We start from the raw sequence: 20,148 nt of genomic DNA, 5'->3' as shown, positions 1-20,148 counted from the left end.
CTAATCGATCACGACAACAAACTTAATAGTAGACCTTGGGGACGATAAGATCCGTAGGGGGCAACTCTGCACTAATCCATTTCTTGTTGAGTTCTTCGTAACGGCCGTTCCGCACTTGCTGATTAATGAAAATATTTAGATAGTTGAGTAGTCCATACTCATTCCGCTTTACGCCCAAGGAAACGTAATCCAGAGTGTACGGTGCGTTGCCTGCGATTTTGAGATTCTTGTATTTACCGGACTTGATGGTGGCAACCGCAATGGTGTTGGTGATTACCGTAGCGTCAATATGCCCTTGGGCCACAGCGAGGATGGTATCATTCTGCGACTGGTAGGCCCGATAAGTCCCGTCCCCCCATTTTTTTACGTCTTTTTCAAGAGCAATACCCTCGAAATTGCCCGCTGTGTTGCCAACTGCTCGCCCTTTCAAATCATCGAAGCTATTAATCTTCGCATCATCGCGAGTGAGCACGACCAGTTGGAAGGCAAAGTATGGAATCGACATGCCGATGGTTTTTGCTCGCTCAAGCGTATCGGAGGTGGAAGCCACAATGACATCTGCACGATCAGACATCAGCGCTGGAATACGATCGGGGAAAGGCGTTTCTACAATCTCGGCTTCTACGCCCAGCACCTTCGCCAAGTCATTGCAGTAATCTACGTCAAAGCCTGCAGGCTTGTTCGCTTCGTCCCTAAACCCCATTGGCGGAAAGTCCAGTGTTACGGCGCAGCGAAGCTTGCCCGAATCGATAATGCTATCCAGCTTGTCTGCCTGGACGGTGCCGGCATAGGTGCCGCCGATCATGGCTGTGAAAAGAACCGCATGAGCCAATTTTTTCATAAAAACCCCTAAATAATCTGTAGCGCCGGATAATTTGTTTCGTATACGAAAGTTTATTTAGCAAACGACGTGCCATTTCGTCAGCGGGATCACTTTCGTTGCCTAAATTGGCGCGACAGAGCGGGTTCAGGCCTGATTGGCGTTTGCTAAATAGGGTGGGCTCGTTTTCGATTGATGGCGAAGTGTTACAAATTGGAGCACTCCTCGTACCAGGCGCTCCGAACGAGGTCGGTTCAGTAACATTTTTATCGGCTAATGATATGTGGAGACCGTAGACCAAAAAGCGTGCCTTGATGTGAAGCATTAGTGCCGCGCGGCTGGGTTGAAAGAGTCGTTTACTCCCTGAGCTAGGCCACCAGCTATCGGTCGCGGTAGGGATGGCAGTCACCTGCCTCCCCCCGCACAATCCGCACGTACGGTATTACCGCATACGGCTCCTGCTTGCTGTGGTCGAGGCGTAACCGTCCGAGCTACACCGCCTTGCATCTCAGACCCTAATCTCCTTTAACAATTGGTTGACACGTTCCCATTCAAAAACTGCTGGATCGAAGGTACTGCCATGCCACTCCAGCATGTCTTCATGCTCTGGGTGGTTGGGGTCAGCCATCACTTCAAGAAAGTCGGCAAAACCCGGCCCACCGCCAATATCCTCCGGTGGGCAAGCATTGGCGCCGTCGATGCAATACGGCACTTGAGGACAGGTTCCAGCGGGCAATTTCTTCTCGACTTTGATCCGGTGATCCCAGCCGTCGCCAAAGTCGTAGAGGTAGCGGAACGTCTTTTTCCCGTTCAACGCTTTGATCAGAGTCTTGCGGGTTTCCGAGTTCACGGGTGGGCCCCACCCATCTGAGTCGGGAGTACCGTAATTTTCACCGGCAATTTCAAACTCATGCATATGTCCGCCCTCCCAGCCCATCGCGAACTGGATCACCGTGTGCAATTTGCCCAAGGTGATATTCTCGGGCACCGCCACACGGCGCCAGATGGCAGGTTCGATCCACTTCAATTCAATGTGCAGTAGCAACAAATCAGGTTCGGGTTTTGGCAAGCGAACAGTTTTGACCATGGATCAGGCGGCCTCGCAGAGTTCCGTAGGGGTGAGAGAAACGTTCCAGGGCAGCAGTTCGTCGACCCGATTGATCGGGTGTTCGGCGATGCGCTCCAGCACGTGTGTCAAATAGGCTTGCGGGTTCAGGTCGTTGAGTTTGGACGAACCCACCAGGCTGTAAATCGCAGCCGCTCGTTCTCCGCCGGCATCGGAACCGACAAACAGGTAATTTTTGCGACCCAACGCCAAGGCGCGCAGCGCCCGTTCGGCGGCGTTGTTGTCGATCTCGACTCGGCCGTCATCACAGTAGCGCGTCAACGCCTGCCACCGATTGAGGGCATAGAGGATCGCACCGCCTAATGCCGATTTTTTCGACAGTTGAGTCAGCGTCTGGTTAAGCTAAGTGTGTAGTTGTTCCAGCAGCGGACTTGCTCGGCTTTGCCGAACCGCTTTTCGCAGATTGGGCGGTTGTCCTCGAATCTCACTTTCGATGACATACAAAGCCGCAATCCGTTGCAGCGCCTCGGCGGCAAGTGGTGAAGCCAGGTCTTTGTAGACATCGTAAAACTTGCGGCGGGCGTGATCCCAGCACGCGGCTTCCTCAATAGTGCCCGTGGCATACAGCTGAGCAAAACCGGCGTAGCCGTCAGCCTGCAAGATACCGCTGAAGCTCTTGAGATGAGCGCGGGGATGTTGCCCCATGCGATCCGGCGATTAGGCAAACCATACCGCCGCCGGTGTCGTGTCACCGGCAGGTCGGTCGTCCCGCACGTAAGTCCACAGACGAGCCGTTTTGGTCTTGCCGTTGCCCGGCGCGAGCACGCCAATCGGCGTGTCGTCGGCATGGACTTTATGGCCGCTCATGACATGGCGCTCAAGGGCGTTGATCAGTGGTCGCAGCAACTGACTGCTCTGGCCGACCCAGTCGGCCAGGGTCGTCAGTGACGCACTGCCGCTGGTTGCTTGCGGCCAGACAAAGCGTCCTTGCTCCAATCGTTTGCAAAACAGGCACAAACCGTCGCCATGGTGAGTAGGCCATAGGAATTTCACCTTCAGCCTCTCGCAGAACCGTACGTGAGTCTCTCAACTCATACGGCTCCCGTTGCCCGGTCGAACCTCATTTCCATAAACATGCCAGTGCACGAATAACGATGGACAGGCCTTCTTCATCCGGTTGAGCCAATCAGCACTGCGGCGCTTGTGCCCCGCCAGTGGTTTGTACTTCTGACGGGCCCAGCGTTGCAGCTTCAAATCAAAGTGATTGAAGACCTTGTGCATCACCGTTTTGTAGAAAGCTCCATAGTAGTTCCACCACCCACGCAGGGTGGCGTTGTACTGCTTTGACAACTCCAGAAGGCTGGCTGGTGTTTGCCGCTGGATATTCCATCTGCGAGTTTGTTGACGCATCCGTTTCAGAGCCTCGTTACTGGCACCGGGCAGGAAGCTGGTAAACCGGCGTCCATGATTGCCCCATGCCTCCCGTGGCCGGAAGGTGAATCCCAGAAACGTAAACTGCGTCGTTGGGTAAGCTGCTTTACGGTTACTGTCCTTGTAATAAACGATCTTCGACTTGTCCGGGTGCAGGTTCAGCAGGCACGCCTCCAAGCGCGCTTTGATTGCCGCCATGACCTCGCATGCCTGCTTTTCGCTGCGACAATGAACCACCGCATCGTCGGCATAGCGTGCAAATGGACAGCCCGGAAACGTCCGTTGTATCCAGGCATCGAACGCATAGTGCATAAACAGATTCATCAGCAAAGGACTGATAGCGCCGGCAACAATAGAGCAAACTCTCGGATAAAATGGGGGCTGCGCATTGCCAGGGAGTGTTTTGCTCCGAGGTATGCGGGATGCCCCGACGTCGAGATTGTTCTCGTCATTGAGGTCATCGCCCCCACTGACGGGAGACTTCAGTCATGAGCCGAAAACCGCGGATCTGGCGTATTCGTTTGGCTTTTGAACCAAATCGATTCTCTTGTGAACAGCTCGAGAGGGTCTACGAGCAGCTAAAACCGACAGAAACGCGGACTTCCTTAGAGTTGTCGCAATCCCGGCCCAATGTGAAAAAACATCGTAACGCCACGCGAGGTGAGCAATGAGCCAGGCTTTGATGGTGGCGTTCTATGCCCGGGTATCCTCTGATCAACAGGCTAAACGCGGCACGATTGAAAGCCAGATTGCCGCGTTGGCAGAGCGGATCGTAGCTGATGGAGTTCACGTTGCTGAGGACATGCGCTTTGTCGACGCCGGCGTCAGCGGCGCGACGCTGATTCGCCCTCAACTGGAACGGCTCAGAGACCGCGCTGCACTTGGCCTGGTAGATCGTCTTTACGTCCTCTCCCCAGACCGGCTGTCGCGAAAATATGCTCACCAGGCATTGCTGATGGAAGAACTATCGGCGTGCGGCGTACAGGTCGTGTTCCTCAATCATGCCATTGGCGTCACGCCAGAGGAGTCGTTGCTGCTGCAGATGCAGGGCATGATCGCGGAATATGAGCGTGCCAAAATCATGGAGCGCAATCGTCGCGGAAAGCTTCATGGCGCCAGACGCGGCAGCATCAATGTACTGTCGACTGCGCCGTACGGTTATCGCTACATTCGTAAGCAGCTTGATGGCGCACCCGCACAGTACGTTATCGACTTGGCGCAAGCGGCAACGGTCAGAGCCATCTTTCAATGGATTGGGGTGGAGCGACTGAGCATTGGCGAAGTGGTGCGTCGTCTTACCGCAACAGGCACCGTAACCGCCTCAGGTAAACCGTATTGGGATCGCAGTACCGTGTGGGGGATATTACAAAATCCAGCCTACAGGGGACGAGCTGCTTTCGGAAAAACACAGGCGCGTGATCGTTTACCTCGGATACGCGCACAACGCCACAGTGCCGAGGTGCCCAGGAAGGGGTATTCAACCGTGCGTACGGATCCAAGTGAGTGGATCGAGATATCCGTACCGGCAATCGTCAGTGACGGGTTATTTCAGTCGGTTCAAGAGCAACTTGCTGAGAATCGCAGAGCGCGCCAGAGTCGTCATGGTGCTGTTTACCTGCTTCAGGGCTTGACCGTTTGCGGCCATTGTCACTACGCCTATTACGGTAAAAAGATCAGCAAGACCGCGGCCAAAGGCCAACGTCGGGACTATGCCTATTATCGTTGCATTGGAACCGATGCCTACCGCTTTGGTGGCGAGCGCGTCTGTGACAATCAGCAAATACGAACGGACCGTCTCGATGAACTGGTGTGGCAGCAGGTTGTTGAGCTGCTCGCTCACCCTGGAAGACTAAAGAATGAATATGAACGTCGGCTGGGAATCCTTGAAGAAAAAGAAAAAACAAACCCTGATACTGCCGCGCTGGAACGACAACGACTGCAATTCGAGAAAGGCAAGTCGCGGCTCATCGATAGTTATGCCGAAGGTATGATCGACAAAATGGACTTTGATCCAAAGATGCGAAATTTGAAGAGTCGTCTGGAACAGCTTGATCAGCAGATTCAGGGCTCACGGCGCCATCAGGTGGGTCAACGCGAGCTGTTTCTCGTAATTAATCGTCTCGAAGAGTTTGCCGCTGCTGTCCATGACCGATTGGGTACTGTCGATTTCGTCACGAAACGCGAGATTATCCGTGGCCTGGTCAAACGTGTCGAAATTCATAAGGACGAAATTTTGGTGGTGTTCCGGGTTGATCCGGATCCCGGGTTCAACGCCAGCGAGACGTCGACTGGCTCAGGCACCGGAGAGAAAAGTATGCAAGATTGTACGCGGCGTAATCTCGCCGCTGCTGGCGAATATCTATCTTCACTACGTGCTGGATCTGTGGACAAGGCAGTGGCGCCAGCGGCATGCCCGTGGCGATGTTATTGTTGTGCGCTATGCGGACGACAGCGTGGTGGGTTTCAGGGCGCAATGGCAGGCTCAGCAGTTTTTGGTGCAGTTGCAGGAGCGCTTGGCCAGGTTCGGTTTATCCCTCAATGCCTCGAAGACACGGCTGATTGAGTTTGGTCGTTTTGCTGCGAGAAATCGTAGGAAGCGAGGCTTAGGTAAACCGGAGACTTTTGACTTCCTGGGCTTCACACACTGTTGTAGTACCAACAGAAGCGGTGGGTTTCAAATTCTGCGACTGACGGTCAAGAAGCGAATGCGTGCGACGCTGCTGGCTATTCGGGATGAGCTGAAACGTCGACGCCACGAATCTGTTCAAGTCGTGGGTCAGTGGCTTACCCGGGTGGTCACGGGATACTTCAACTACCACTCGGTGCCGGGGAACCTGATACGTCTTGGTGGTTTTCGTCTGGCGGTATGCCGTCTATGGCGGCAAGCCCTAAAACGTCGCAGCCAGCGTAATCGGCTTCAATGGTCACGCTACGGACGCCTTGTCGACCTCTACATGCCTAGACCCAGAAATGCACATCCTTACCCTGAGGATCGCTTCGCGTCACGTACCCAAGGCAGGAGCCGTATGCGGTAGTTCCGCACGTACGGATCTGTGCGGGGGGTGGCAGGTAACTGCCATCCCTACCGCGACCGTCGAGGCAGGCATGATCGAGGATGGTCACTACAGTCTCCACGTCGCCAGTTGCAGGTAGCACTTTTGCCGCGAGCGAACGGAGTCCGCTGTGCAATGACCCCTGCTTGATACCAGACTGCTGGCCCTCCACGGGCACTTTGTTAGCATTAAAATAGGATTACGTGGTCAACCAGGACTCTACGGTGTCCGAACCAAATTTTGCTTTCCACTCTTTCAGCGTTTTGTGGTTGCCGCCTTTAGTTTCCACGACTTCGCCAGAATCCGGATTTTTGTATACCTTCACTTGACGAGGCTTACGGGTGCCCGCTTTGGATTCGATGGCCGGAGCGCGACGGCGAGCTTGAGGATCAAGCAAGCTGATCACGTTCGGCAGGCTGTAGCCGTACTCACCCAGCAAAACGCGCAGTTTGCTCTCAAATTCCATTTCCTTCTTCAGGCCGGAATCACTTTTCATCGACTCGAGCTCCGCCAACTGGGCGGCCAGTTGTTGTTCAAGTTTACGGTATTCAGCCAGACGAAACATTGGTAATTTCCTTCAATTTGGATAACACGTAGTGTCGGGACACATAATAGATCGTTTTACAGCCCCAAATCTCTTTGGAGTTGCTCCTCTTGAATCTCCTCAGTTGCATGCCCACCCTTCACCAGATACCACTGGAGCTGAGAGCGTAGGTGGTCTTTGAGTCGAGACCGCAGTTCAAGGTAACCAGGAACATCAATACAGGATTCAGGATCAAGCCCTCGTTGCCGCAGCACTGCACGCAGTACCTGAACACCTAGCGGGCCAATGTCGGAAGCATGTAATCGCACTAGAGGATCATATCCCGGATGCCTCTTGAAACTATCCACGGCCCGCTGAATTAATGCTTCAAACGTTAAGGCGTCACACGCTTGCTGTGCCGATAGCCACACTTCAGATTCGAGTTCACTGTTCATTCACATATCACTCCTCGCTTACTAGGAGCTCCCACCCAGATGTTGTCCGACACGGGTATTTTTTAGAAAAATTACTCGTTGTTTGAAATCAAACTGGAAAGCAGCGGCTCACGCCGCGAAGTGGCGATTTTGCTATGCCCACAGGGCAGTCACACATCAGCGTCAACAGGATAAATCGCAAGAAAAGGCCAGAAGCAGGAGCACTGCAAAAGCAAAAATCACATCGTTTTGCCAGAAGGGTCGGTGAAAGGTGGAGCGCCGAGATCGCTGCTTTTTTGTTGGTCTCAAATAATAAAGATCCGTCGCTGAAAAAAAATTTCAAGGGGCCTTCTGAAAAAATATTTTTGTTGACACTGCCCAGCAAGAAATAATGACGGCCCAATACGCTGGCTTTCAGAGGTGTGCGATGGGTGCATTCAAATCTAAACGTCCAGCAGCGTACAATTGCGTATCCTGTTGGAACGCATGGGTCGTCCAGGAAGGTGGTGGCTTAAATTGAATCCGCCCCTGCAGATACACGCTAGCGCAGAATGTAAATGTATTAAGGGAAATCTTGATGGCGGTCGATTTGAAAAGCCTGTGGCAGCGCGAGCGTGCGAGACGGGCGGCTTTGTGGGATCTGGAGGGATTGCGACCCGGTGATGAACGCGCAATACCCCACCTGAGCATTCTCGATGAGATTGATCGGCAAGATCTCGAACAATCTCATGGGGAAGCTCAGCTCATGACGATTGAGGAGTTGCGAGATTCTGTGCCAGAAACGCCGTTCGAAAGCTGCGATGGCCACCATTTCGTGATCGTTCTAGACCAACACATACCTGAAGTTTGGCGAACGAGATTCGAAGCAGCCAATGCGCTCTCCGAACGTTTTTCTGAAGGAAGTTATGCCCACGACTGGCGCCAATTTCTGAGGGGCTGGATTCGAGACATGGAGCATTTAGCGGCTCACCGTCTCTCCTAATTTCCCCTGGTTTGCGACGGCGACTATCCCCTCCTCGCCAGCGGCCCGTCGCACAAAAAAAAGTCCTGAAAGCCGACATGGTTTTGACGCGCAAGACTGCTTAACCCGAGCCACGAGGTGCGGGCTGAAGTAAATGACGCGCATGGAAAAGTTTGGATCGAAGGTGTGGCGGCACATCAGCAATGTGGCCCGGTTACATACCTAAATCTATGCCCAATTGATCCTCCTTCATTTCGTCAGTTGCCAGGTCATTGACCACGAGATGCCATTGCAGCTGCTGACCCAGATGATTTGTCAGACGGGATCCGATCTCGATGTAATCCTCTGAGATGCTGGCATATAAACCTCGACTGCTCACTACACCTTGCAAAACCTGAACGCACGGTAACCCGAGTTCGGATACGTGAACTCGAGTCGGCCAATCATATATAGGTACACGCTTGTAGCTGGTGAGCGCCTCTTCAACCAGCCGCACAAATTCAGTGACACCACATGTCTCATATACTGAACACCAAATGGCTAAATCACGTTCCCTATACATCACTCTCCCTTATTACGAGGTTTTGCGTGGCATGAGCCGGTGAAACCCGAATTGGACGAGGATCAGAAAGCGAGCCTGCATCGTTTATCATCGAGCACGAGCGGTGCGTCCAGGTCAATGTCCCCATCACGACTAGCAAGGTGATGCGTGCGACCAACTCCAGTGGCAAAGGCCGCACTGTTCGGGCTGATGAAAAATGCCGGTGCTCAATAAAGTCAGCATCTGGGCTACTGCGCGTATTCATTCAAGAAACTCCCCGTTTGGCGTCCTGTTTGTCAGCGCGTAAACAGGAAAGCATTCAAGTGAGTACGCCGTGTTCGAGCTTTCCGATTAGATCGATCACGGCGCTCGCGCCCTCCTCCGTAATGAGCATTTCCAAAGGTGGCTTTGAGTTAAAACAACGCAGCGGCGAGCGTAAGAAAGCCCTGGCTGCCTGAACGTCGCCTTCGAACAGTTCGCAGGAAGCCTGTAGAGCAACAATCAATCCATACAGACGTCTGCTCTCGCACAAAGAAAAAAAACCTACCTTCGCCGCGCTCGACATGAGTTCGGAAGAAATACCGATGTGCTTACCAAGCAGCTCTTCATCGATACACAACATCTCGGCTAGAAACTGAAATGAGGGAAAAGGCATACGGCGCCGAACGACATCGTGAAGTTCAATGCCTGGCGAAGGCAAATTCACAGTGACCCAAATGTCTGTTTTCATGAATTCAACAAGGAGCTTTCCGTGAGTTCATGCGCAATCGCCTGAGGGTGACCAGTTGACGTGATCGAGGCATCGTACGCTGATCCAACGCTCCCCTCCCAAAGTCCCGGCTTGCCCACAAACCTCGCAGGTCGACATTGACCGCTGCTCTGCAGAAGTAACCATTTCACGGCACGCCGCATCACCACCGGAATAGTAGAAGCGTAACCCCCCGAATTTTTCCTTGACCTGACGCACCTGAATCGACGGCAGCTCAGGGTGAGCATCCATGTAAATTTTTAGCGTGCGGCAAAGCTCATCGATTAAATCCAGCCAACCTGGCAGGCATCCGATTTCGCGAAGAGGCGCGCTACAGAAAAACGCTGGGTAACGATCACGCAGGACAGGCAGTAGATCTTCAATCATTGGATTTTGTGCTCGCTTACTAATACGCAGATAGTGCCTGGACAGCGGGAAAGCTCGCATGCTTGCGCGCGCCTTGGCCTGCCAGGATGAAGATCGTGTCGTCACTTTCAAAAAAGCAGCCATCAAAATCACGTTGATATCCGCTTACGATCCTATCGCCAGGCTGGTACTTGTTCTGGCTGTCGAATACCGCTGCATGGGCATACAAAAGTGTTGCCTCAAGCCCCTGCGCTTTGATTTCTCGCTCCTGAAACTCTGGGAGCATCACATCCAAAACCATCCAATGTCTGACGATGCAAAAAGGCCTTTCTCTGAAGGTATCGGCGGCCAGTACGATCAACTCATCGTCGCCAAGTTTTGAGCCTCCTAGAGGGCGTGCTGAGCCGAACAGTAAATCGCCCAGCAGGTCTGCATCCGTAACTCTTGTATTCATAATCTCGCTTCAACTCTTGCCGCGGGTACCAGCCCAAGAATCATTTTCCCGATCCCCGTTACCACCTGGATAACCCGAAGCTTTTTTGCGACGCGTATCCGCATTTGCAGATCGCTCAGTGATAAATCCGATTCATATAGAGGTTGTTGCCACCCGGCGCCCAGCTGACTACCAGGTACCGACTTCCTGCAACGGTTTGAAATATTGAATAGCCATTGACGAAGTCGACGCTTGTAATCCTGGACGTTCGTATGCTGGCGCCTTCGCGAAAACGCCCCGTTGTATCGCCATAAACTGTCCCCATCAGTATTGGAGGGCTATCGACAGCTGCGAGCAAATACGCGGAGATGGGCGTACCGAAATCCATTTCCATTGCCATGGCGACTGCTGGCGGAATCGATGGGCCACGCTCTACCTCGCTCATACCGCTGCAACTAAGAAGTGCATCTGGGTCACCAAGGGTCGTATTTGGTCTTTTCTATGCATCATTCGAAATCCGCATATCATGAAAAATCGGACACCGACCTGCGCGCTGACAGCATTGGAATGTAGACACGGTCGATATGTGCCAGAACCGTTTCACAGGTTTGAAGGCGCACTTAGTGGGCGCATGACGTCTGACCGCACTCACGAAAGGTTGATCATCAGGTTGGGATCAAAGCCAGTGTCTTCATATGGGTAGCCGCGAGGGTTGGAGACCACGCGACACCGGCCCAGTGTGATGTCGATGGCCCGGTGTGTATGTCCGAAAATCCAAAGATCCGCTTTATCCAGAAGCTCGTGCCAACGGTTTGAGTAAGCAGCACTCAAATGGCCCTCATGCTTGTCACCCATTACCTCGGCAATTGGTGCGTGATGCGTCACGACCACAGTTTTGCCATCGAATGGCTCATCGAGCTCCTTGAACAGCCAAGCGAACGACGCGTGGTTTCGACTGATGAGGTCGGACGGGCGCAGCCGGCGATAGTTTTCTCCAGTGCGAATGACACGAAAATCATTCATCCAATCCCATGCTGTTTGGGTCGCTGCAACCACGTTTCCGGTCGACGAAAAATCTGTCCAGCCGGTGGCGCAAAGGAACCGTGTTTGATTCCAAACAAACACCTCGTTTTCCAAGACGTGGACGTGTGGTAAGGCGGCTTCCTTCATTTTTTGGAGCGTGTAGTCGATGTGGCCACCATAGAATTCGTGGTTACCGCAGATGTAAATCACTGGGCAGGAAAAGGTCTCACCAGCCCAAGCAACGCCTCTAGCCTTCGTGTGGATATCGCCCGCGAGAATGACCACATCCGCGGCGACGGCTGGTGCCTCGAAGACAGCAAATTCGTTGTGCAGGTCTGAGTAAATTCGGAGCTTCATGGTGAACAGGCAACTTCGATTAAGGGATATATTGAAAGCCGTCATACCGCTCATACATGTCGGGCTAACCGATCAGAGGCGCAGGAAAATGATCAGCATGGATTCATGAATCTGGATCAGATACATCCCGGCGAACGCCGATTCACGCAAGGGCCATAGCTGAGCACAAATCCCAGTACAGGGACTATATTCCATGGAATGGGATTGATCAATATGGCTTTATCCTCAGCTTTGGGGATTTATAATGCCGTTGAGAGATCCGTTGGCAGCCGTCATCCGTCTCGTTCGGTCGGCCCGTGGCCTGGCGAAAGAGGATTTCCATGGCCAATTGGATGCCAAGCATGTTTATAACTTGGAGCATGCCAAGGCCAGCGTGACCCTCGACACCCTGGAAATTCTCGCTGAGCGGCTAGATATAGAGCCGCTGGCTCTCCTCGCCGTTGCGGCCAGTTATGAAAAGCAGCAGTCCCCCGAAGACTTTCTTAAGTACCTCAACGAGGAGATCAAGACACTCAAGGATCTGGGGGTTTTGGAAGGATTGCCGACGCAGTTCTTGGATGGCGCCCTGAAACCCCGGCTACCGGGTCAGCGGACTCCTCCTGAGAAGGTCGACGCGGTGCTCCGCTGCCGAGCGCACGGGCTGACTCAAAAACAAGCTGCGGACATTCTGGGCATGCCGACATCCACGGTGGGCCGGATCTGGAAGCGTATTGAAGAGTGAATGATCGCACCGGGTGACGCCGCGCCAGGTGCGATCAAAAAAAAGCAAAAAGCCTGTTGGGCCGCGGACGTTTTGCCTTGTTTCGCTATCCGCAGTGAGAGGCTGCGTCGGGCTGGCACGAGGTGTCACTCCCTGTCTTCCGGCGCAGCATCACTGAGAAACGAATTACGCGTTGCTGGATAACAACGCTCGTGCTCGTTTCTGGCGCGTCACAAAAGGAAAGGTGACCAGCAGAAATAACGACATGCCGAAGACGTCAGCCACGAAGTTTTCGTAAGCCAGGGTAAATGGGATTCCATTAGTGGCTGGATCGATAAACACTTCGTTGCCAATCGAGCCTGCGAGCACGTAGGCAACGCCGACAAGGGGGATCCAGCAGATCCCTTCGTTAAAGTCGCGCACAATCGATCGCCCCAACACGCGCACGAACGCTAACGGCCAGGAGTACCAAGGGATGCTAAGGATCTGCTTCATCACCGGGCGCAGCGGCGTCCTTTGTACTTTGCTGAACTCGAATGAGAGATAGCTCATCACGAAAGGAAAGGTGAAGCCGTACAGCGCATGGCAGAAGTTGTAATTCCACCCAATCAGATTGAACAACCGGCTTTGCACGATCAGGAACATCAGACTGATGCCGAAGCCGATGAGGGCGGGGATTAAGATGTAACCTTTCTTTAGCTGCATAAAAGCTCCTTGGTATGGATGAAAGCGACCCGTTATCTAGGCTACCGACCCACTCAAAGGCCACAAGTCAAAACAACCCCTAGAAATTCGCGGCGACTTTCGTTAAGCCCTTTACGCATCGAAACCCTCCCTGTTCATTTTGGGCATCAACTTCTTCGCACTTGATGCGACTCGCCCAATCCGCTTCAGTGGCCCAGAACAATCATTCGAAGAAACCATCTGGTTCAGGCGCTCATGCGCATGTTTCAGGCCAAGAGTACTTGCAACAGATCCGCTGCACACCGCGTTAAATTTGCTCAATCTAACTCTCCTTGGGGTGTTATTTAGTGGAGCTTTCATTGTTGATATCAGGATGCCCCGGGGCTTTTCGAAGCTGAGTGAGCTCCGCTGAATAGTGCAACGACAACCTCGTGGCTTCGGCCAGTTGCGAGCTCGCCTGCGCCAAACCCTCCTCTAGCCGCTTGGATTCGGCACGCAACATGCCTAGCTGTTCCTGAAGCGCTTCTTTCGCACCGTCAGCCTTGGCAACTGTTGTCTTCATGGCGGCAATCTCACCGGTCAATCGAACCGCCGCATCTTCATGCGTCGCCGCAGCTTTTGCCTGCTGTCGAGCCTCACTCAGCAAGCGCTCGTTATCTCTGTTGAGTCGAGTCAGTTCGTCCTGCTTGACCATCAACGTCTGCTGAAGTTGGCGCAGCTCAACCTGAACTTGCTGCACCTGTCCTTCGTGCCGTTGCTGTTCCTGATCTCGCTGCTCCTTGACTGCATTGCGGTAATGCTCAAGGGCATCTCGAGAGTGCAGGTGCTTTTCTTCCAGGGAGCGGATTTGCTCGTCCTTCTCCTGCACGCGAATTTCCAAGTCACTGCAATTTTGGCTCAGGCGGGCATTGCGGGTGAGCTCGGTTTGCAGGCTTGTCTGACAAATCTGCAACTCATCCGCTTGGAGCGCTAACGCTCCTTTTTGACTATCCACCTCACGCTGCAATGAGGTGACTTCGGCATTCAAGCCGTCGAGTTTTTGCTCCAGCTCGCTGCGCTGCTGGTCGAAGCGCGCCTGGGCGTACACAAGAGCTTCGCCTCCCTCCTCCGTCATTCGCTCTAACAGGCCGGCAACGAGCTCGGTCAATTCATCACTCAGCCGCTCTCTAGAAGCTCGCGGCCGGGGGTCAAAATCTTCTATTTCCTTCAAATAGCGGTGAATTGTTGTCTTTGAGCCGGTATTTCCCAACTCGATGCGCACGGCGTCGATGCTCGGATTCTCTCCCCGAGCAAGCAGCGATTCCCGGGCTTTTTGGACAATCGCCTTGTTAATTCCGCCGCGTGCCATTTTCCTCTCCTACGATTTCGTACTGTTTTACATACCACGTATATACATAGCACTTTACTACTATAAAAAGAACAATATCAGAGTGATTCTTTGATAAAATAATGGAGCGTTATCGCATCATAGAGTTGGTTTTGGCTTTTTCCGCCGCCGGAAAAGGTACGTTTCGCGCAGAAGGGTCGAGATGAACAAGGTTGATCGTTACCTGCAGGCTGGCACCCGGGAAAACACCCGGCGCAGCTACCGCGCCGCGGTGGAGCATTTCGAAGTGACCTGGGGTGGTTTTTTGCCGGCAACTGGCGATGGCATCGTGCGTTACCTCGCCGAGTACGCGGACAAGCACTCCATCAACACGCTGAAGCAACGCCTGGCGGCGCTGGCGCAGTGGCACGTCACCCAAGGATTCCCTGACCCCACGAAAACTCCCACCGTTAAGCAGATGATCAAGGGGATCCGGACACTACATCCGACCCAAGAGAAACAGGCCGCCCCTCTCCTTCTACTTCACCTTGAACAAGCGGTGAGTTGGCTTGAGCGAGAGGCGGCCCTGGCGGCTGAGCGCGATGACTACAAAAGCGTTATGAGGCATCGACGAGACATTGCTCTTGTGCTGATTGGGTTCTGGCGGGGTTTCCGGGGTGACGAGCTGGCTCGCCTGCAGGTCGAGCACACCAAGGCGGAGTCAGGGGTTGGAATTACCTTCTATCTGCCCCACACAAAGGGTGATCGACAGCACTTGGGGACGACATTCCACACCCCTGCGCTCAAGAAGCTCTGCCCTGTCCAGGCTTACATCAACTGGATCACTGTCGCTGGCATTGCGCGCGGCCCCGTATTCAGAAAAGTCGATCGGTGGGGCAATCTTGCTGAGGGCGGCATCAACTCAAATAGCCTGATACCTCTGCTTCGCCGAATCTTCGAACAGACAGGCGTCTCGGCTGACCTTTATAGCAGTCACTCCATGCGCCGCGGATTCGCGACCTGGGCATCGGCGAGTGGCTGGGACATTAAGAATTTGATGAGTTATGTGGGCTGGAAGGATGTGAAGTCGGCGCTGCGATATGTAGATGCCAGCTCATCGTTTGGGGAGCTAGCTGTTCAGGTTGCAGCACCAAAACCGGAACTGCTGAGGTAACCAGGATCGACCGGGGCGTAGAAAAAATTTAGTGGTCGCAGAAGACTAGTTTCATTCGATTAGCCCCGGTCAAGATTCATGATCGCGAGCTCAACTTGAGATGACATTTTTCTAGATCCGCGTCGGCAGTGCTAATTATCAACTGTTCGATAGTCTTGGACGGAGCAAGTCGCGGCCGCTACGCTCAGCCTTTGCTTAGGCCCGATTGACAGCGTGTTCGGCGCCTCACTCGCCACACCAATGAGCGTGCAAACTATGCTTAACGATTTGGAACTGACAGGTCGATCCAGGACACATATCGCGCAATATTACGAACCGCGTTTTGCCGCACAACCGGAGGCCGCGACTGCATTTCTGGACATGCGATCAGATGCGCTGCGAGCTGGTATTGATTTACTGCCGTATAGCAGCTTCCGAGACTTTCGGACACAGCTGCGCATCTGGAACTCTAAATTCAGCGGTGCCAAACCGCTGTTTGACATCAACGGAAAGGCGCGTGACTTTACTCGACTCTCTGCCTCGGAAGTCATCGGTTGCATACTCAATTGGTCTGCGCTCCCGGGAGGCAGTCGTCACCATTGGGGCACAGAAATTGATGTCGTCGACGGTGCCGTGATGCCTCCTGGTTATCAGCCGAAATTGCTCCCGGAAGAGGTAGCTCACGACGGATTGTTTTTGCCACTGCACCAGTGGCTGGATCACCACATGACTGAATACGGCTTTTTCGGGCCTTACCTACGTGATAGCGGGGGGATGTATCCGGAACCTTGGCATCTCAGCTACGCCCCGCTCTCAATCAAAGCGCTGGATCAGGTAACTGTTGAACTACTCATAGACGCCGTTCAAAACGCGGATATCCTTGAGAAAGACTTGGTGTTGGAGAAAATCCCGGAGATCTATCGGGATCACATCCTCAACGTTTCATTGCCTGAAGCGTCACGTCCAGGTAATTGAGTGAGACTTCCACCAAGGTTGCAAGGAACACAAGTCTGGCTTGGCTGACCATTAATGACCCAGAGGCAACTTGTGTAGTTGGGAGCGGTTACGCCCTTAACGACCTAAGACAACCCCATCACGCCATAAAGCAGAAGCAGTTGGTCATGAACAACCATTGGATAGCTGCTAACGCACTCACTGGCGCTGACGCCGTAAGGCCTGCTTGTCGAGGTGATGACTCACTTTCTGACTATATATGTCCTGCATACCTTGGGGGTCATTATACAGTACCACCCCTCGCGCCAATTTATCTCAATAGCCAGTGGGCACTGCCAAGGTAACTTCACAAAATTTCCCGGGACTCGATGAAAATGACGACCCGTTTACCGAGCAATGGTAGGCGTGGGCAGTAAATTTTAGGATGTCAATCAACTGTCGCGTAGATGCCCTGAATAAAGTTGCTCTTACCCCATGGACACCTACTGGCCAATCGTAGAAGATAGCCAAAAACCGATCTTGAAACATTTGGTAAAAAGTCTTGGTCGCTGAATCAGGGAGATTCACGACTACAGGAAGGCCCTGCCCCAAAACTCTGTAAAAATCATGATGGAAAGTGACGACGGGGCGTAAGCCATAGAGCGCAGAATCACCAACTCTGTGTATTAATATGGCTGACGAGGCAGATTTAGCGGATGGGTAGCCAGCCCACAATTCATAACCGAGTATTTGATTATTAGATGACAAAGTACAGCGTAACCAAGATGGCTGAGAATGCACGTACTCACCGGGTTGCTCAATGGCAACATGCAAGTCAAATTGTAAATGGTGAATTTTGAAAAGGCGATCAGTAGCCATATGATTTTTTCGACGACAAACTATAAAAACCGCTGGCAAACTCCACAAGTGGTTCAGAGTAAAATTTCGCAGCAATAGACTTTAACTCATCATGTAGACCAGGTGCCAAAGAGCTTATAAATACATTCGAGAGGGATCCGAGCTGTTGCATGCTGGATATTGGAATATGCGCCGGAAAAAGATCGTTGATTACGCCAAGTAATTGACTGGAAAGCTTACGATCATAAATGCCCAAGATTATTGCTGTAAGTACAGTTGCTAACCGCCTTTGAAAAACATTGGCCGTAAGCGCGCCATAATGCAGCAATTGCCGGAAGCTTTGCACAGCTGGGTATTTCATGCGCACAACGTACCGCTGTGACACCAGACCATATCTAGGATAAAGCAGCAATCGCATTAACAGCTTCACGGTATCGGATTGGTAGCTTCGAGATATATCATCCCACTCCAGAAAACGTGACTGTGCTAGTGAGGCTGCATCAATTAGGATGGGAGGACAATGGTTTGGGGCAAAAAGATTTGATCCGCGCTGATATGACAATCGGAACATATGCATGGCGCGATCCAGTGCCTTGGGATTAGGAGATGGAGCTTCACACAATGCATTTTTATGCAGATCGCAAACCGTGTAATACACAACACCCCATTTCGTTAAGCATCCTGGATACTTTTGAGCCTGGATTTGCTCACAAAAACATTGGTGACAATAAGCTCGCCGAAAATGAAAAGGCATGACCCACTTACTGCCCGACGAAAACATAGCGGCGAAAAATTCAACCCGAAAATCAAGCGATTCACAGCATTCGATAAAAAATCCGCTATCAAAAGAATAGTCTGGGTCGAAATTTTCTACTAGAGACCAACGAGTATACAACCCCGCAATCTCGTCATCTTGCATTGCTGATATTTCTTCGAATAACGAAAATCTGAAGACCCAAGTGGAAAAAGTCTCACCATCGAAAGGGGTATAAACACCGTCATATGCATGTTGCATAATCAATTCCTTAAGGGTGTGAGATTCGAAATCAGCGACTCTGGGCTCCATAGATATGTACGGGCGGCAGCCAGAATCTGATATGTGTTCCCAATGGTACCGCCTGAGGAACGATATAGAGTCTCGAGAATCAACTGCGCATTTATTGATTCCGGAAATGCGCCAAATAGATTTCCAACTTCAGACCTGAAATGCTGATAGTACTCTGCGGTGGATTCAAAGCTGCGACAGTCGATGGTCTGGGCAACGCGTTTGGCTTCAAACGGGCGGGACAAAGGTGCCGGATTTGTCAACGTTTCAAACAGAATGAAGTTTAGAGATTGAAGCTGCTCTATCAATCTAAAAAGATCATAGCGTCTCGCACCTGAGGCATTCCAGTATTCGTGGGCGTCTGATACAACGACCGTGGTAACATTTCTAAGCTTAAGTATTTCGTGAATATCCTTGCCAATTATATGGGGGTGCCTCCCGCTGGGGATTAAGCCTAACACATGAAAGAAATCATCCATAAACCTATTTCCCTTCTCCCACAAAAGTGGACGCACCATTAAAGCAAATGGCGATAGTGTTGCCATAAGTTGTGAACAGCATGTGGACAGTCCGGAACCTGATTGTCCAACAACTTTCAAAACGTGTCCGGGAAAAACTGGAGCCGCAAGTACTTTGCTGATTTTACGGCAAAGATTTTTTTTGGGAATTTGTAGGGTTGATTATCTTCGGAATCATACTATTTCCCTTTGTCTTTACCTACTGAAGTGGATGGCAGCGTCAACTGGTACCCAAACTTCTTAGTTATGTCCATGACATGCGGAAATTGCTTATTATGAATTCTCTCCGCTCCCGTTTCGATTGCATCCATGGCGAATGCCTTCATAATTTTCACGACGTTATCCATGATTCCATGAGAATATTTGAAAAGCAGGTCGCGTAACCGCTTTTGAGCGAGACCAGAAGGAAGCCGTAGCGGCAGGTGCGACTCATACGCATGAACGAAATCAGTGAAATCTTGGTCATTCTTCCAAGGAGTAAGCTCCCATTGGACAAATCGACGATTGAGCTGATCGTCGACTGCTAAAACTTGGGCTGCAGTGTGGTTGCCAAACACGATCAGGCACAGCATCAATGGGTCGCCAGCCATATTTTTCATCAAAGAAAGTGTGGCCCTCTTTTGACCATAGGCTTGAGACATTGCGTCGTGAATCTCGTCAATCAAGAGCCCCGTGACGTTTTCGGCTTTTATAACCCGAAATACTGCGGCAGTTTTTGGCGTCGATTTTCCGGTAGACTCAACGCCGAACGCGATACATACAGATTGATGGAGGCGATACCGATCTAGGTTTTCGGTCATAGTGACGAATTTTAGCTTGTAAGGAGATATGATATTTAAGTCGATTAGTCGCTGAACAATCGCAGATTTTCCGTAACCTCCTTTCCCGTAAACAATGATGCACGATGCCTGAAGTTGATCTTCAGTGTAAAGCATGTTTTCAATACATTTGAACAACGGCGCGAGGCGTGGTGTGTTAATCCAGAAGTCATGTCGACATATGGCTATTCGATTGGCATTCGGTAGACTCGCCAAATGGCGTTTAGCTTCAACGATGTGCTCGTACTGTTCCATGCGTTATCCTCAAAAAATAATAACAGGAATGATGCTCTCGAATAAATCTTGGAGATGCATTTATGGGTCTGATATCGTGAGCCATTAGAAAACGGCTCACGCAGCAGAATGTGAATGTACGG

Annotated in this window: 18 protein-coding genes and 4 pseudogenes; 6 read left to right on the top strand and 16 right to left on the bottom strand. The window is 51.9% G+C overall.

The annotated features are described in order from the left end of the window. Window positions 1-22 precede the first annotated feature (22 nt). From ACYZUA_RS16750 to ACYZUA_RS16730, 5 genes and pseudogenes are all read right to left on the bottom strand, one after another. Entirely contained in the window at window positions 23-841 is an 819-nt protein-coding gene (locus ACYZUA_RS16750; RefSeq protein ID WP_461959745.1) for an ABC transporter substrate-binding protein, read from the bottom strand. Window positions 842-1,328: 487 nt separating this feature from the next. Further along, the gene (locus ACYZUA_RS16745) at window positions 1,329-1,907 is read right to left on the bottom strand and encodes a plasmid pRiA4b ORF-3 family protein (RefSeq protein ID WP_461959744.1); all 579 of its coding nucleotides are present in this window, start codon (window positions 1,905-1,907) and stop codon (window positions 1,329-1,331) included. 3 nt (window positions 1,908-1,910) lie between these two features. Then, window positions 1,911-2,825, bottom strand: a pseudogene (tnpC, locus tag ACYZUA_RS16740) (IS66 family transposase); the annotation flags it as partial. 54 nt (window positions 2,826-2,879) lie between these two features. Continuing rightward, window positions 2,880-2,939 (bottom strand): annotated as a pseudogene (locus tag ACYZUA_RS16735) (hypothetical protein); the annotation flags it as partial. A gap of 33 nt (window positions 2,940-2,972) precedes the next feature. Then, a pseudogene (locus ACYZUA_RS16730) lies at window positions 2,973-3,662 on the bottom strand (reverse transcriptase domain-containing protein); the annotation flags it as partial. Window positions 3,663-3,984: 322 nt separating this feature from the next. On the opposite strand from ACYZUA_RS16730, the pseudogene ACYZUA_RS16725 reads away from it, so the two are divergent. Further along, window positions 3,985-5,079 (top strand): annotated as a pseudogene (locus tag ACYZUA_RS16725) (recombinase family protein); the annotation flags it as partial. Window positions 5,080-5,461: 382 nt separating this feature from the next. Further along, window positions 5,462-6,352 carry a reverse transcriptase domain-containing protein gene (locus ACYZUA_RS16720; RefSeq protein ID WP_461964016.1) on the top strand — a complete coding sequence of 297 codons (891 nt, stop codon included), beginning with the start codon at window positions 5,462-5,464 and terminating at the stop codon, window positions 6,350-6,352. Between the two features lie 217 nt (window positions 6,353-6,569). On the opposite strand, the gene ACYZUA_RS16715 is transcribed toward ACYZUA_RS16720, so the two are convergent. Both ACYZUA_RS16715 and ACYZUA_RS16710 read right to left on the bottom strand, forming a co-directional pair. Then, window positions 6,570-6,935, bottom strand: a complete 366-nt coding sequence (locus ACYZUA_RS16715; protein ID WP_461959743.1) for a histone-like nucleoid-structuring protein, MvaT/MvaU family — start codon at window positions 6,933-6,935, stop codon at window positions 6,570-6,572. Between the two features lie 56 nt (window positions 6,936-6,991). After that, window positions 6,992-7,348, bottom strand: coding sequence for a hypothetical protein (locus ACYZUA_RS16710; RefSeq protein ID WP_461959742.1), 357 nt, complete (start codon window positions 7,346-7,348; stop codon window positions 6,992-6,994). 556 nt (window positions 7,349-7,904) lie between these two features. Here ACYZUA_RS16710 and ACYZUA_RS16705 point away from each other — a divergent pair. After that, window positions 7,905-8,309 (top strand): hypothetical protein, encoded by a 405-nt coding sequence (locus ACYZUA_RS16705; protein ID WP_461959741.1) that lies wholly within the window; start codon window positions 7,905-7,907, stop codon window positions 8,307-8,309. A gap of 839 nt (window positions 8,310-9,148) precedes the next feature. Here ACYZUA_RS16705 and ACYZUA_RS16700 read toward each other — a convergent pair. The 4 genes from ACYZUA_RS16700 to ACYZUA_RS16685 all read right to left on the bottom strand — a co-directional run bounded on the left by ACYZUA_RS16700 (window position 9,149) and on the right by ACYZUA_RS16685 (window position 11,756). Next, window positions 9,149-9,559 (bottom strand): antitoxin Xre/MbcA/ParS toxin-binding domain-containing protein, encoded by a 411-nt coding sequence (locus tag ACYZUA_RS16700; protein WP_461959740.1) that lies wholly within the window; start codon window positions 9,557-9,559, stop codon window positions 9,149-9,151. 27 nt (window positions 9,560-9,586) lie between these two features. Beyond that, window positions 9,587-9,964 (bottom strand): hypothetical protein, encoded by a 378-nt coding sequence (locus ACYZUA_RS16695; RefSeq protein WP_461959739.1) that lies wholly within the window; start codon window positions 9,962-9,964, stop codon window positions 9,587-9,589. A gap of 19 nt (window positions 9,965-9,983) precedes the next feature. After that, the gene (locus ACYZUA_RS16690) at window positions 9,984-10,397 is read right to left on the bottom strand and encodes a DUF6957 family protein (protein WP_461959738.1); all 414 of its coding nucleotides are present in this window, start codon (window positions 10,395-10,397) and stop codon (window positions 9,984-9,986) included. Between the two features lie 627 nt (window positions 10,398-11,024). Continuing rightward, window positions 11,025-11,756: a metallophosphoesterase gene (locus tag ACYZUA_RS16685; protein WP_461964014.1), complete on the bottom strand. Its 732-nt coding sequence runs from the start codon at window positions 11,754-11,756 to the stop codon at window positions 11,025-11,027. Window positions 11,757-12,000: 244 nt separating this feature from the next. On the opposite strand from ACYZUA_RS16685, the gene ACYZUA_RS16680 reads away from it, so the two are divergent. Then, the gene (locus tag ACYZUA_RS16680) at window positions 12,001-12,477 is read left to right on the top strand and encodes an XRE family transcriptional regulator (RefSeq protein ID WP_461959737.1); all 477 of its coding nucleotides are present in this window, start codon (window positions 12,001-12,003) and stop codon (window positions 12,475-12,477) included. Window positions 12,478-12,642: 165 nt separating this feature from the next. Here ACYZUA_RS16680 and ACYZUA_RS16675 read toward each other — a convergent pair whose 3' ends face one another. Both ACYZUA_RS16675 and ACYZUA_RS16670 read right to left on the bottom strand, forming a co-directional pair. Then, the gene (locus ACYZUA_RS16675; RefSeq protein ID WP_461959736.1) at window positions 12,643-13,161 is read right to left on the bottom strand and encodes a hypothetical protein; all 519 of its coding nucleotides are present in this window, start codon (window positions 13,159-13,161) and stop codon (window positions 12,643-12,645) included. A gap of 319 nt (window positions 13,162-13,480) precedes the next feature. Further along, window positions 13,481-14,488, bottom strand: coding sequence for a DNA-binding protein (locus ACYZUA_RS16670; protein WP_461959735.1), 1,008 nt, complete (start codon window positions 14,486-14,488; stop codon window positions 13,481-13,483). Between the two features lie 181 nt (window positions 14,489-14,669). Here ACYZUA_RS16670 and ACYZUA_RS16665 point away from each other — a divergent pair, with 181 nt between their 5' ends. Both ACYZUA_RS16665 and ACYZUA_RS16660 read left to right on the top strand, forming a co-directional pair. Continuing rightward, window positions 14,670-15,620: a site-specific integrase gene (locus tag ACYZUA_RS16665; RefSeq protein ID WP_461959734.1), complete on the top strand. Its 951-nt coding sequence runs from the start codon at window positions 14,670-14,672 to the stop codon at window positions 15,618-15,620. Window positions 15,621-15,875: 255 nt separating this feature from the next. Further along, window positions 15,876-16,574 (top strand): M15 family metallopeptidase, encoded by a 699-nt coding sequence (locus ACYZUA_RS16660; RefSeq protein ID WP_461959733.1) that lies wholly within the window; start codon window positions 15,876-15,878, stop codon window positions 16,572-16,574. 826 nt (window positions 16,575-17,400) lie between these two features. Here the strand turns inward: ACYZUA_RS16660 and ACYZUA_RS16655 are convergent. The 3 genes from ACYZUA_RS16655 to ACYZUA_RS16645 all read right to left on the bottom strand — a co-directional run bounded on the left by ACYZUA_RS16655 (window position 17,401) and on the right by ACYZUA_RS16645 (window position 20,026). After that, window positions 17,401-18,405, bottom strand: a complete 1,005-nt coding sequence (locus tag ACYZUA_RS16655; RefSeq protein ID WP_461959732.1) for a hypothetical protein — start codon at window positions 18,403-18,405, stop codon at window positions 17,401-17,403. 2 nt (window positions 18,406-18,407) lie between these two features. Further along, window positions 18,408-18,914, bottom strand: a complete 507-nt coding sequence (locus tag ACYZUA_RS16650) for a hypothetical protein (protein WP_461959731.1) — start codon at window positions 18,912-18,914, stop codon at window positions 18,408-18,410. Between the two features lie 218 nt (window positions 18,915-19,132). Then, the gene (locus ACYZUA_RS16645) at window positions 19,133-20,026 is read right to left on the bottom strand and encodes a TniB family NTP-binding protein (RefSeq protein WP_461959730.1); all 894 of its coding nucleotides are present in this window, start codon (window positions 20,024-20,026) and stop codon (window positions 19,133-19,135) included. Window positions 20,027-20,148: the final 122 nt, after the last annotated feature.

The sequence above is a fragment of the Pseudomonas sp. LS2P72 genome (assembly GCF_054897865.1).
The sequence above is the reverse complement of the archived record's forward strand: the minus strand, read 5'-3'. Positions and strand labels throughout refer to the sequence as shown.